The sequence below is a fragment of the Bacillus sp. CH140a_4T genome, assembly GCF_008923725.1.
Classification (GTDB): domain Bacteria; phylum Bacillota; class Bacilli; order Bacillales; family Bacillaceae_G; genus Bacillus_A.
Genome location: NZ_WBPF01000023.1, coordinates 68174 through 82294 on the forward strand (window position 1 = coordinate 68174; position 14121 = coordinate 82294).

Sequence of the window (14121 nt, forward strand, 5' to 3'; positions counted from 1 at the left end):
AAAACCGCTATTAGCGGTTTTTCTTTTTCTTTATGTAAAACCATACAACGCATATAACAACTACTGAAATAAATAAAATCCATATTCCATAATGATGTAGACTATACTCAACGAAACGCCACTTCTCTCCTAACTTCCAGCCGAGCCCAATAAAAACACTTATCCAAATAAGTGCACCACCGTAAGCGTACAAACAAAAACGCCAGATCGTTAAATTCGACATCCCAGCAAAATATGCTGTTAAATGACGTACTCCTGGGATAAAGTAACCAATCATTAAAAGAAATGGACCATATTTTTCAAATAAAATATGTGTTTTTTCAATGTGATGTTCTTTAATTCTAATCTTCGGCCCATACTTTCTTAAAACAGGAAGTCCAAGTTTTAAACCTAATATGTAGCTTAATGTAATACCTAACATCGCACCAGCCATCCCACTTAAAAACGCAGCAGTTCCTGACATAACACCTTTTGAAACGTTATAACCAACGAAGGTCAATAAAAACTCGTCTGGTATCGGTAATCCAACAATCCCGCCAGCTAAAGCTATAATAATTCCAAAATACCCATAATGTGCGATTAACTCGCCAATATGTTGTTCCATTCGGAAGACACATCCTATGCACGATCGTTATTCCACATTGTGCCCTTTCTATCTTTCAGACAAACATGGTATACATATTCACTATACATTGTTTTTATAATGAACTCTACTTCTATCCATTCCTTTATCAGGAAGAAAGTGAACCATTATCAGTGGTGATTTGTTCATCCTCATTACACACCAATTAGGCGCCCGACTTCCGACTACTTCCCCTGTATTCACCGATTTTTGAAGCGCTAGTCCTACTCCCCACAAATAGAGGGATTAAAAAATAAAAATTCATATGCTTGTTTTTTTGTTACAATAAAGGAAAGTTACTTTTCGCAACGGTTTAACTCTCAGGAAAAATGATATACCTAGCAAAAATATAGTTTGGTCGATATAATGCAACTTCTACCTATTAAAAGAACATGCACCCTTTACATACAACATCATTTTTCTAAATTATACAGGGGGAACGAACATGACCATTGAAAATCAATTTATCCAAAAAGTTTACTATAAAACATTTTTAACAGAAGAAACTTCTACTCCAATATCAGAAGTACTCGGTGAAGCATATATAAATGAATCTACCAATGAATTCTCCAACATTTCTAATATCCGCTTTGCTCAAGGTGAATTTTATTACCAAAATAAAGACTTTGAAGCAGCAATATTTAAATGGGAGAAAGTAAATAACGAACTTGCACTTTGGGCAACCAAAAATATTGCAGATTCTTATTTTGAACTAGGATTCTTGCCAAAAGCAGAAGAAATGTATCAATCTATCCAAACGGAAGATACAACTCTTACAATGGAAGTTTCCTTACAACTTCTTTCTCTTTATATCGAACAAGATCGTTTAGGTCTAGCATTTAAGACGATTAGTGAGGCTGTTGCATTCCAACCTGACTATCCAAATATTACTTCAATTGCTCGCTCATTCTATGAAAAACAAGAGGATTGGAATAACGCCATCGAACTTGCCGTGCAAGAAGGAATTCGAACAAAATCATTACATTGGTTCGATACTTTAATCAATTATGTGAATCAAGGATTTACAAAACAAATCAAACCAGAATATTTTTATGAATCTTTAAAAGCTCTATATGCAATTGATCAAGTCCAATTTAAAGAACTTGTTATTGCTCTTTGGAACAGCTATCAAAATGAAAACTTGCATCTACCCTGGATTCAAACAATAAATCATTTATTCTTACATATTGAAACAGACAACAATGACGATTGGCATGAAATTATTGAACGCTATCAAGATACGTACTTTGAATTAATTACTGGTGAACATTTCATGCATGAAATGCAAGGTCTTGTACCTAATCTATTAACAAATTGGTTTAGTTTAACGAAAGCAAAAGATGCCCTATTTGTCTCTGCTGCAGTGTTAGCATGGAATGAAGTTTCACCTACAACTTTAGAGTCATTACTCGTAAAAAGTGCAGGAGCCCTACTCTCTAATTCAACAGCTGAAACAAATGTAAATATGGAAACCGTTTCTCATTTATTCGAAACAATTGCTGTATGGGCTGAAAAAAATGATGTAGATTTAAGTCATCAATTTACGTTACTCGTTCATGAACTATGTGATTTAAATGTGACACAATTACTAATAGCGGGAACTAGTGACCTTGATAAATCTTCATTCGTCAATTCTATATTAGGAGAGAACATCTTAACTGAGACTGTGACAACTCCTATTCTATTTAAAGATGCTAGCCAAACTGAAATAACAGAATTCACTGCGTTAGATGTGCACAATATACCAAACTTTGATGAATTCCATCAAATACTGGCTACACCTCCCGAATCAGAACTTGAGAAAAAATGTATAGAAATTAAATTACCAAGTAGATTTTTAAGAAAAAATAAGTTTGCATTTCTTGTTACGCCATCTGTTCAAGGACAGGTGGATAAAAACAGCTCATACTTTGAATACTTACAAGCAGCAGATAGCCTTATTTACGTATTAAATTCAGCTTCACCATTACACGGTGAAGAGCTTGATACATTACTTTATTTACGTGAACAAGTACCAAACTTACAAATCCATTTCGTATTACACACAAATAATACGTCCAATAATGAAAAACTAATGAGTAAGATTAAAGTCCATTTCTCAAATGCGCAGTTCTTCCCATACTCTCCTTCACAAGAGAGTAGTCAGCAACTTGGAGATGTCACAGAGTCTATTCTTTCTAATCTAGCAGGACGCGACATAGAACAAGAACGTATAGAAAAACTAATATGGTTTACGCAAAAGACAATCGCATACCTTGTAAATGAACGTGTGGAATTAGAAAACACATTAGTGAAATCAGTACGCTGGAATAAACATATCTCAGTAAAACTAAACGGATTTATTAACAATCTTACTGCTCTTGAAAAAGATAAAATTCGTTCTATTACAGAATCTTATCTTTTAACGAAAGAAGAAATCACACGAGATATCCATTCTCAAATTCCTGAATTATTACAGAGCTGTTCTGACCTTGTTCAAGAAGATAGTGATTTCAAATTAGTTCATGAAGAATTAAATGCTGCAATGAACGAACGAATTCAAAAACATGTACAGCAAGTGCTTCTTCCTAAATTTACTGGATTTATTCAAGAGTGGATTGAAACAGCGCATAATGAATTTATTCAAGCTCAATCTTATTTAGATGAAATGAGTGAAACGTTTAATAAATTATATAAAGAAGAACGCATGAAACTTCCTTGCGATTTCAAATTACTAGATGATTGGCATCGAGATGTTGTACGTATGACAAATCGAATTACAGTATCGAACATCAATATTTTATTACGCTTTACACCAACACAATTTTTCTTAAAGAGTGCGGGAAAACTATTTGGTAACATGCAAAAAAATCAATCTATGCTCGCAAACAAATATAAACAATACATTGAAACGGAAGATTATACGGAAATTGCTCAAACAATCTCAAAACAATTCTTCCTTCAATTTGAAGTATTTGAAGGCGCATTAGAACGAGATATCATGATGTTCTTTAAAGATCCACTTAGCATACTGAAACAAAATGTAGAATCAGCTCAACTTGAAATACAGGAAGACGAGCAAACATTAGCAACGTTAAGAAGCAACCCAGAAACGTATCACGATCCGTTAGCATTCTTTAAACTGCAACTATTGCAGCACAAATTTGTTTTAAGTACGAACAAAAATAATGAAGATGCCTATGCATTTAATGAGTCTCCTACGATTTAGCATAAAAAACCAAGCAAACTAAAATTTGCTTGGTTTTTTATATTAATTCATTATTTTCATATGTTCAAATGGATAATAAATTGCCGCTAATTCACCTAATACATCTGCTTTATCAATAAGTCCTAAACCATTTCTACTATCTCTGCTTATTAGGCGATTATCTCCCATAACAAAAATCTTATTTTTAGGAACTGTAATCGGTCCAAAGTCCTCTGTTAAATTCATAAGTTTTTTTTCAGCTTGTTTTCTATTACTATACAAATATTCTTCCTCTATCACTTCATGATTCACATATAATTGATCATTTCTCACCTCAATGACATCGCCAGGCAAACCAATAACCCTTTTCACATAAAAATTATCCGTCTTCACAACAATAATATCTTCTCTCCCATAACTTTCAAATTGCTTTGCCAACTTATTAACAATCACCTTATCCCCATCTTGTAACGTTGGCTTCATGGACGCTCCTTTTACAGTCGTAGGAAAAAACACAAAAATTTTCGCTACAAACACTAACAAACATGCAATTGCAATTGTTCCAAAGAATTCACGCAAACGTTTTTTCTTTTGCATCATTCCACCATCTCATCATCTTTTTACTTTTATTATAAGGACTTCAACTGTATAATTTCCACAAAATTCTGAATTACAAAATTGTAATATCACAAACTTGAAAATAACTCTCCTCATAAAGTGAAACTTTAATCAGTGGGGGTTTTCTTCATCCCCCACTGATTATTAGTTGAACCAATCGGGCTTTTATGGGCAGTTAATCCTCCACCTAAATCCTTTGACTTCGCTGAATTTTGAGGTGGGGATCTTACTGCCCATTAAAGCGGGATAAATTTCTTATTTTAAATAATATAATCTATATTTATTTTACTATTTGTGGGCAGTAAACCTACCTTCTCAAAATTCGGCTGGAGGAAAATAGTAAAAAAGATACTCTCCAAATAGTCTATCCACTATTCGAAGAGTATCTTTTTATATTCCCACATATACAATACACATTTGAGCCGCTACATATGTAAACCAAATCCAAAGTGGCTCATACTTTAATTTGCGCCCTCCAATATCTGTCACGCCAATAATAAAATCAGAAATCACAAATAGTAAACCACCAAAAGCTGGTATCCACCATATTCCTGTATTCTCATAGTATACGGCGAATGCGAAGCAAGCCATTCCTCCAACCCACAATCCGTAAATTAGAGCTCCTATCGTAAACAATTTATCTTGTTTCTCATTTCGGATAAAGAAGAACCATCCTATAATGAGAAAGAGTCCGTATACGAGTAAACCAATCCAAAAACCATTCCACGAAATCCCTTTTTGCAAAAATGCTGTTACATAAAAACAATGTGCAAGCGCGAAAGTAATCATCCCTCCAATTAACCTATGACCAATTGGAATCAAACCAGCCATAAATAAATCTCCTACAGTAGATAACGTCATACCTAGTGCAACCCACGTACTATACTCTACTGATGGATCTTGTAACCATATCCAAATTGCACTTGCTGTTAAAGAAAAACTAAGAATAAGGCGCACCGCTAAAGGTAACGGCATATTATTTCTTATCTTTTCTGTCTGCCCTATTGCATACATTGCACCAATTAAAAATAGCAGTATTTGTCCGATTAACACCATGTAAAGTAGATTCATAACATGTTCTCCTCAATAAATGCTTTTTGTATCTTTTTTCGTTACACCTAGTCTATTATCCTTTTTCTACATAAAAAAAGAAGAACAGTACTGTTCTTCTATTGTAATCGTTTTCTCATTGTCTATGCTACTTGTTTTTCTTGCTCTATTTTTTGCTTAGCTGGCGTCCGATTCACCACGATAATTCCCGCAGCTACACACGCTAAACCGAATAGTACGAATGAATGAATTGCTTCTCCTAAAATCATGCTCGATAATAACACACCAAATACGGGTATAAAGAACATGTACATTGATACTTTTCCAACTTTGTTGTACTTCATAATTGTATTCCAAATACAAAATCCTGCTGCGGATAAGAAAGATAAGTAGATAAGCATAAATATTGCATGTACACTAAATGTAAATGGCATGACTCCAACTTGCAAAGCCCCTATACATAATAACCCGATAGAACCAAAGATCATTTGGTATGCTGTCATATAGCCAACATCTAATGTTTTACTACCTTCTTTCGCCAATATATTCCCATATGAATACAACATTGCTGCGCTAAGAAGTAATAAGCTACCGATTCCGAAATGGAATGACAAACTACCATCACTCGGTACATTTACTAAAATGACACCACAAAAGCCGATAGAGACCCCAATTATTTTTCTCATATTGAGAGCATCATCTTTATATAAAAAGTGAGCAAGTAAAATTTGAAAGAATGATGATGTTCCTGAAATGATAGCTCCTTCAATACCAGAACTATAACTCATTCCAATATAAAAACATATATATTGAAGAAATGTTTGAAATAAACCAATTTGTACTAACTGCTTACCCGTTCCTTTTTTGAAGCTCATATCTTTTCCTAACACTTTAAAGAATAATAAGAGCATGACTCCAGATAAAAAGAAACGATAACCAGCAAATAATATTTGCTCTCCAACTTCTTGTGGCTGAATTCCAAGTTCAGCATAACTTAATTTAATAAAAGGGAATGCGCTCCCCCATAAAAAAGTCGCTACTATCGCAGCAATTAGTACGCCAATCGGATGGGTAAAAAATTTCTCTGTCTTCACTTGTTGTCTTCCTTTCCGATCTTTTTATGAACAATATCCATATATACCAAAGGAATTGTGAAAACACAAGTTTTCAGTTTATACGCAAACAAAAACATATCATCTAACGAAAACATATGCTATACTATAGAATAATTACAACATAATAATTATTAAAATCAGTTCCAACAGAAATGCTGCTATCCATTATGGATGGCAGCTTTCGTCGTTTTATAGGGGTTTCGATTTTGATTATTTTTCTCAATAAGAATTTGGAAGGAGCGAGTAGTAATGAACTCAGAAGTAAAAACATTACAAGTACAAAAGTCTATTTCTCATCCCTCTTTATGGGATACATTAAAGAAACATCATGAACTTATATTTGCAATCGCATCTGGTATTTTCATTTTAGCTGGTTGGTTATTCACAAAGAACGATGCAATGAATGTAGGCATTACTTGCTATATCCTTGCTTATATAGTTGGTGGATATGCAAAAGCGAAAGAAGGTATTGAAGATACAATTGAAGAGAAAGAGCTGAATGTCGAAATGCTTATGCTCTTTGCTGCTATCGGTGCTGCACTCATTGGCTACTGGGCAGAAGGCGCGATTTTAATCTTTATCTTCGCACTAAGCGGTGCGATGGAATCTTATACATTAAGTAAAAGTCAAAAAGAAATTTCAGCGCTTCTTGATCTACAACCTGAAGAAGCATTACGTATTTCAAATGGAACCGAAGAACGTGTTCCTGTTGGACGATTACAAATTAACGACATTATTTTAATTAAACCAGGTGAGCGCGTTCCTGCTGACGGTACGATTCATAGTGGTGAAACAAATATCGATGAGGCAGCGATTACTGGTGAACCTATTCCAAATGAAAAAAAACATGGTGATGAAGTATTTGCTGGTACTGTAAATTTACGCGGTGCTATCGAAGTTAAAATTACGAAGCCGAGCGATCAAACATTATTCCAAAAGATTATCCGTCTCGTCCAAAGTGCACAAAGTGAAAAATCACCATCACAACTATTCATTGAAAAATTTGAAGGAACATATGTAAAAGGTGTACTACTCGTTGTTGCGCTTATGATGTTCGTCCCTCACTTCTTACTGGATTGGAGTTGGAATGAAACGTTTTATCGCGCTATGATCTTACTTGTAGTCGCATCCCCTTGTGCACTCGTTGCTGCCATTACACCAGCAACGTTATCTGCGATTTCTAACGGTGCAAGAAACGGAATTCTCTTTAAAGGTGGCATACATTTAGAACGCCTCGCTTCTGTAAAAGCAATCGCCTTTGATAAAACAGGAACATTAACAGAAGGAAAACCTACCGTAACAGATGTATATGTTCGAGAAAATATAACAGAAAAAGAAGTACTTTCTATTACAGCGTCAATTGAAAGCCACTCTACACATCCTTTAGCAGAATCTATCGTTAAATATGCACAACATGCGTATGACATTACATTAAAAAAACCAGAAAATGTTGAAGATGTAACTGGTTTTGGGGTAAAAGGAATATTTGAAAGCAAAGCTTATAAAATAGGTAAAGCTGATTTTATCGGTGAAGAAACAAAGACATTTCATAATGGTATTTCTGCCTCACTTGAAAAAGAAGGTAAAACTGTCGTTTATATTAGTGATGAAGAAGGCATTCTTGGACTTATCGCTTTAAAAGATACGCTTCGCCAAGAAACAATAGCTGCTATTCGTGAATTACAAAGCATTGGTGTCGAGGCAATTATGATTACTGGAGATAATGAGGAAACGGCAAAAGCAATTGCCTCTGAAAGTAATATAAAGGAATATTACGCATCATGTTTACCAGAAACGAAAGTTGAAACGATTAAAAAGCTAAAAGAAAAGTACGGGACAGTAGCAATGGTCGGAGATGGTATAAATGATGCCCCTGCGCTCGCTACCGCTAGCATTGGTGTAGCAATGGGAGAAGGAACAGACGTAGCTTTAGAAACTGCAGACGTTGTACTTATGAAGAATGAATTATCTCGACTTTCTCAAGCAATTCGTTTATCAAAACGAATGAACCGTATCGTAAAGCAAAACGTAGTCTTTTCGCTCGCTGTAATTGCAATGTTGATTTGCTCAAACTTCTTACAATTTTTAGCTCTTCCATTCGGTGTTATTGGGCATGAAGGAAGTACGATTCTTGTCATTTTGAATGGCTTACGGTTATTAAAAGGAAACAAATAAAACGGGTCCCTCATAGAGGACCCGTTTTATTTTAGTGGTAGCTATTATGTCCGTTCGCACTACTACTCGTTTTATGCTTTGGATGCGAACTGCTCTTTTGTTTATTGTTATTTTTGTTGTTGTGGTTCTTTTTATTATTACTCATGAAATATCCCCCCTGTTCCCTATTATTATGGAACAAGAGGTCATTTTTCATTACGGGAATTATTGTCACCCGTTCTATAATGATGGAGTAAACCATTAATTTCACCGCCAAGTAAAATTACCCATCCAGTTAAGTAGAACCATAACATTAAAATAATGATACCACCGAGACCACCATATGTATTGGCGTAATTTGCAAACTTATCTACATAATAAGCAAATGAGTACGATACCACAATCCATCCTACAGTAGCAAATGTCGCTCCTGAAATGACTTCTCTTCTTTTTAATTTTCGATCTGGTGCAAATGTATATAAAAAACTAAACAATGCAAATAACACGAAGAAACTCGCTACTAACCGCGTAATACTCCACACGTAAGAAAAACTATCTGATAAACCAATTGCTTTAAATACCGCTGCCCCAATGACTTGTCCAAATACTGGAACAATTAGCGCAAACACAATCATAAAAATAATCGCTAATGTAAACACAATGGATAACGCTCTCGTTTTAATAAAAGAACGTGTTTCTGTTACATCATACGCGCGGTTAAAAGCATTCATAACCGCATTTACCCCATTTGAAGCAAACCATAGCATCGATAATAAACCAAATGATAATAAACCACCATTTTGCTCATTCACAACTTTATCAACGTTTACTTCAATTAAGGACATTGCATCTTCGGGTACGTATGGTTCTAATAAGTTGAGCACACTTTCTGTTTGAAGGTCAATGAATCCAAGAAGCGTAATTAAGAAAACAAGCCCAGGAAAAATCGCAAGCAAGAAGAAATAAGCGAGCTGTGCTGCCAAGCCCGCTACATCATCGCGCATCGTCCGGTCATATAAATCTTTACCAAACGAATAAGTACGATGTCTCCTCACCTTTTCTAAAATTTTTCTCATATATGTTTAAACGCTTTTCTTCTCTTCTTTATCTTGCTTCAACTCAATGTACGCTTCAGTTTTTTTTTCCTCTGCATTTGAGTCTTTCATAAATAGTTCACGCGCTTCTTTCATACCGCCATCTTCAGCAACTACTGGCTCTTCTTCCGCTTTCAGCTCATCTACTTTTGAAGATACAGCTTGAATTTCAATCGTTTCTGGCTTCTCTGCTGGCTCAACCTTTTTCTTACTAAAAATTTCTTTCGTTTCTTTTAACGTCTCTACAACAGACGGCGTCAATTTTTTAATTTCCGCTACTTTCGCTTTCACTACATTGAAGTCAGCAAGTTCACGTCCTTTATCTGTAACAGTTTGCACTTTTTCTTTGATCTTTGCATTTTCACCAATTTCAATCATCTTTGTTTTTGCTTTTTCCGCTGTATTTTTTACTTTTTCACGGTTTTCTTTCTTCAACATAGATACAGCTACACCTGCAGCTACACCAATCGCAATGTTTCGAGCAATATTATTTTTCTTTGCCATATTCCTTCACCCTTTCATTTCTTATGTTAGAAAGTATTTCTTTCTAAGCTTCCTCATATTCCTTGCTCATTTCGAATGAAAGCTAATAGCTTTGCACACCCTTCTGTTACAAGGTCATATACTTCTTGGAAATTCCCTGTATAGTAAGGGTCGGGAACATCTGTCCAGCCACCGTCTGGAACAAAATCGGACATTCTACCAATATAGCCTCCAGTTTTACCTAAACTTTTTAAATCTGCTATATTCTTGTTGTCCATGGCAATAATATAATCAAACTTTGTTAAATCTTCTTTTTCTACTTGCCTCGCTCTAATTCCTTCAAAAGTGACTGCATTTTCTTTTAAAATTTTTTGTGTTCCTTTATGTGGCGGATGACCAATATGCCAATCTCCAGTTCCTGCAGAATCAATGACAATTTTCTCTTCGAGTCCCTCTTTTACGACAAGATCTCGAAAAATCGCTTCCGCCATCGGAGAACGGCAAATGTTCCCAAGACAAACAAACAATACTTGAACCATACTTTTGTTTCTTCCCTTCTTGGTGCATTTCTTAATATATACTTATTAGTATAAACAACCAATTATTAATTATAAAGGAAATCCCTACTAATTTAATAGGATTGAAAAGATTCGTTAACGAAAATGATAAAAAATGTTAAGATAGCCTTATGTTATTTTAAAGGGGGACACTTCGGTGGATTTATCCGTAAAGTCAGAAGAAAACGTTGAATATATGGTCGAAGCTATTAAAGAAAAATTACGTATGGTTAATGCTGGAGCGATGAGAGCCGCTAGCTTTAATGAAGAAATGTACGAAGACTTACGTGACATTTATGAACATGTTATGAAACGTGAAACATTCAGCATCAGTGAAATGCAAGCTATTACAGAAGAATTAGGTACATTAATTAAAAAGTAAAAAGCCTCGCTTATGAGGCTCTTTTTTATTTTCAACAAATTCATGACAACTCTTCCCTTTTCCTCAACCAACTGTAAAATATTGTACAATGGAAGTAGAACCTCACCTTAGATTTTTTCTCCATACATACTACTCGCAAATAATAGCAACACTACCATTGCTAACTGTTTTTACTGGAGGTGCTTACTTATGAGCAATTGGTACAGTAAGACGAAAGATCAAACATTAATCAACTTAGAAACAAACGAAAAACACGGTTTAACAGATGAAATTGTAAGTGAACGTTTAAAGCAATACGGTTTTAATGAATTAGCTACAAAACAAAAACGCTCGTTATGGCAGCGTATTTTCGCCCAAATTAATGACGTCCTCGTATATGTCCTTATTATTGCTGCCCTTATTTCTGCCTTTGTAGGTGAATGGGCTGATGCCAGTATTATCGCGCTCGTTGTAATTTTGAATGCGGTTATCGGTGTCATCCAAGAATCGAAAGCAGAACAAGCTTTAGCGGCATTGAAAAAAATGGCGACACCTAAAGCTATCGTCAAGCGAGATGGTGAACTAAAAGAAATTCCATCTGAACAAGTCGTTCCAGGTGATATTGTCATGTTGGATGCAGGACGTTATATCCCATGTGATTTACGGCTTATCGAAACAGCAAATTTAAAAGTTGAAGAATCTGCTCTAACTGGTGAATCCGTCCCTGTTGATAAAGATGCAATTTACCACCCTTCTATGCAAAGTGATGAACAAGTACCACTTGGGGATCAAAAAAACATGGCCTTTATGTCTACTCTTGTAACATACGGGCGAGGCGTCGGTGTTGCTGTTGAAACTGGAATGAACTCACAAATTGGTAAGATTGCTACCCTTTTACATGAAGCAGACGATGATATGACACCACTTCAAAAAAGCTTAGCACAAGTCGGAAAGTATTTAGGATTTGTCGCTGTAGCTATTTGCGTCATTATGTTTATCATCGGTTTTTTACAAGGACGAGATACGTTAGAAATGTTTATGACTGCTATTAGTTTAGCCGTTGCAGCTATTCCAGAAGGCTTGCCCGCTATCGTTTCCATCGTTCTTGCAATTGGTGTGCAGCGAATGATTAAACAAAATGTTATCATTCGTAAACTACCAGCTGTCGAAGCTCTCGGTTCTGTCACAATTATTTGTTCAGATAAAACAGGTACGTTAACGCAAAATAAAATGACCGTTACTCACTTTTATAGTGATAACACATACGACCACTTAAAAAACTTAAATGTAAATAATGATGTACAACGTCTATTGTTAGAAAATATGGTGCTATGCAACGATGCTTCTTACGGTCCCGACTCACAAACAGGAGACCCTACCGAAATCGCCCTTCTTGTTGCTGGGAACACTTTTAACATGCAAAAAAATCATTTAGAAAAGATACGTGAACGCGTTAATGAGCTGCCTTTCGATTCAGATCGTAAAATGATGTCAACCGTGCATACATACGATGAAAGCTACTATAGTATGACGAAAGGTGCTATTGATAAACTCTTACCTCGATGTACCCACATATTTAAAAACGGTAAAATCGAGGTTCTAACAGATGCTGATAAAAATCAAATATTAGAAGCTGCCTTGGCAATGTCTCAAGAGGCTTTAAGAGTACTTTCATTCGCATTTAAACAATATAATTCAAACGATGTGGATATAGATCATCTTGAAGAAAACCTCATCTTTATCGGTCTTGTTGGTATGATTGATCCACCGCGAACTGAAGTAAAAGATTCCATTACAGAATGTAAAAAAGCCGGTATTCGCACAGTTATGATTACTGGTGACCATAAAGATACCGCCTTTGCCATTGCCAAAGAACTTGGTATTGCTAAAGAAATATCTGAAATTATGATTGGAACTGAATTAGATAACATTCCCGATACAGAACTAGCAAATAAAATTAATCACTTAAATGTATTTGCCAGAGTCTCTCCAGAGCATAAAGTAAAGATCGTAAAAGCATTACGTGCAAAAGGAAATATCGTTTCTATGACTGGTGATGGTGTCAATGACGCTCCATCTTTAAAGCAAGCGGATGTTGGCGTAGCGATGGGTATTACAGGAACAGACGTTGCAAAAGGAGCAGCGGATGTCGTGTTAACAGATGATAATTTCTCATCTATCGTGAAAGCTGTTGAGGAAGGTAGAAATATTTATCGTAACATAAAAAAATCAATTCTCTTCCTACTCTCTTGTAACTTCGGAGAAATTATCGCTTTATTTTTAGCTATTTTGCTCGGCTGGGCAACACCACTACGACCTATTCACATTTTGTGGGTAAATTTAATTACAGATACACTGCCTGCATTATCGCTTGGGGTTGATCCTGAAGATCCAGATGTGATGAAAGAAAAACCACGACATGCGAAAGAAAGCCTATTTAGTGGGAGCGTTCCGTTTCTTATTTTCAATGGAGTTGTCATTGGACTTTTAACGCTAACAGCCTTTATCATAGGGGCAAAATTCTATACCGGAGATACAAATTTATTCCCTCTCTTCCCAGAGAAAATTGATGAAGATGCTCTATTACACGCTCAAACGATGGCATTTGTCGTTCTTAGTTTTTCTCAGCTCATTCATTCATTTAACTTGCGTTCAAGAACGAAATCCATTTTTTCAATTGGGATTTTTACAAATAAATATTTAGTCTTCTCCCTTCTTATCGGTGTTCTTATGCAAGTTTGTATCATCTCCATCCCACCTCTTGCAAATATATTCGGCGTGCATGCATTAACGATGCGAGATTGGGGATTTGTTCTCTTATTAAGTATCATTCCGCTTGTTGTGAATGAGATCATTAAATTAGTAAAGAGAAACTAAAAG

The 14121-nt window shown here is 35.4% G+C and carries 11 protein-coding genes; 4 read left to right on the plus strand and 7 right to left on the minus strand.

Annotated features, from left to right (window positions below; all coding sequences use genetic code 11):
• Window positions 1-10: 10 nt before the first annotated feature.
• Window positions 11-604: a DedA family protein gene (locus F8162_RS28230; RefSeq protein WP_151631892.1), complete on the minus strand. Its 594-nt coding sequence runs from the start codon at window positions 602-604 to the stop codon at window positions 11-13.
• 463 nt (window positions 605-1067) lie between these two features.
• Between F8162_RS28230 and F8162_RS28235 the strand changes: the two genes are divergently transcribed.
• On the plus strand, window positions 1068-3830 hold the full coding sequence (locus tag F8162_RS28235) for a tetratricopeptide repeat protein (RefSeq protein ID WP_151631894.1): 2763 nt from the start codon (window positions 1068-1070) through the stop codon (window positions 3828-3830).
• Between the two features lie 42 nt (window positions 3831-3872).
• On the opposite strand, the gene lepB is transcribed toward F8162_RS28235, so the two are convergent.
• The 3 genes from lepB to F8162_RS28250 form a co-directional block, all read right to left on the minus strand.
• A complete protein-coding gene (lepB, locus tag F8162_RS28240) occupies window positions 3873-4409 on the minus strand; it encodes a signal peptidase I (RefSeq protein WP_151631896.1) in 537 nt (178 codons plus the stop codon).
• Window positions 4410-4817: 408 nt separating this feature from the next.
• The gene (locus F8162_RS28245) at window positions 4818-5498 is read right to left on the minus strand and encodes a lysoplasmalogenase (RefSeq protein WP_151631898.1); all 681 of its coding nucleotides are present in this window, start codon (window positions 5496-5498) and stop codon (window positions 4818-4820) included.
• A 122-nt stretch (window positions 5499-5620) separates the two neighbouring features.
• Complete coding sequence (locus tag F8162_RS28250) at window positions 5621-6571, minus strand: DMT family transporter (protein WP_151631900.1); 951 nt, start codon at window positions 6569-6571, stop codon at window positions 5621-5623.
• A 270-nt stretch (window positions 6572-6841) separates the two neighbouring features.
• On the opposite strand from F8162_RS28250, the gene F8162_RS28255 reads away from it, so the two are divergent.
• Window positions 6842-8767 (plus strand): heavy metal translocating P-type ATPase, encoded by a 1926-nt coding sequence (locus F8162_RS28255; RefSeq protein ID WP_151631902.1) that lies wholly within the window; start codon window positions 6842-6844, stop codon window positions 8765-8767.
• A gap of 185 nt (window positions 8768-8952) precedes the next feature.
• On the opposite strand, the gene F8162_RS28260 is transcribed toward F8162_RS28255, so the two are convergent.
• Genes F8162_RS28260 through F8162_RS28270 form a run of 3 tightly spaced genes read right to left on the minus strand, consistent with a single transcriptional unit; the run spans window position 8953 to window position 10862 of the window.
• Entirely contained in the window at window positions 8953-9822 is an 870-nt protein-coding gene (locus tag F8162_RS28260; RefSeq protein WP_048527901.1) for a YihY/virulence factor BrkB family protein, read from the minus strand.
• Window positions 9823-9828: 6 nt separating this feature from the next.
• On the minus strand, window positions 9829-10344 hold the full coding sequence (locus F8162_RS28265; RefSeq protein ID WP_151631904.1) for a DUF4075 domain-containing protein: 516 nt from the start codon (window positions 10342-10344) through the stop codon (window positions 9829-9831).
• A 53-nt stretch (window positions 10345-10397) separates the two neighbouring features.
• Window positions 10398-10862, minus strand: a complete 465-nt coding sequence (locus F8162_RS28270) for a low molecular weight protein-tyrosine-phosphatase (protein ID WP_151631906.1) — start codon at window positions 10860-10862, stop codon at window positions 10398-10400.
• Between the two features lie 175 nt (window positions 10863-11037).
• Between F8162_RS28270 and F8162_RS28275 the strand changes: the two genes are divergently transcribed.
• Window positions 11038-11262 (plus strand): DUF1128 domain-containing protein, encoded by a 225-nt coding sequence (locus F8162_RS28275; protein WP_000366197.1) that lies wholly within the window; start codon window positions 11038-11040, stop codon window positions 11260-11262.
• A 189-nt stretch (window positions 11263-11451) separates the two neighbouring features.
• Window positions 11452-14118 carry a cation-translocating P-type ATPase gene (locus F8162_RS28280; RefSeq protein ID WP_151631908.1) on the plus strand — a complete coding sequence of 889 codons (2667 nt, stop codon included), beginning with the start codon at window positions 11452-11454 and terminating at the stop codon, window positions 14116-14118.
• The last annotated feature ends 3 nt before the right edge of the window (window positions 14119-14121 follow it).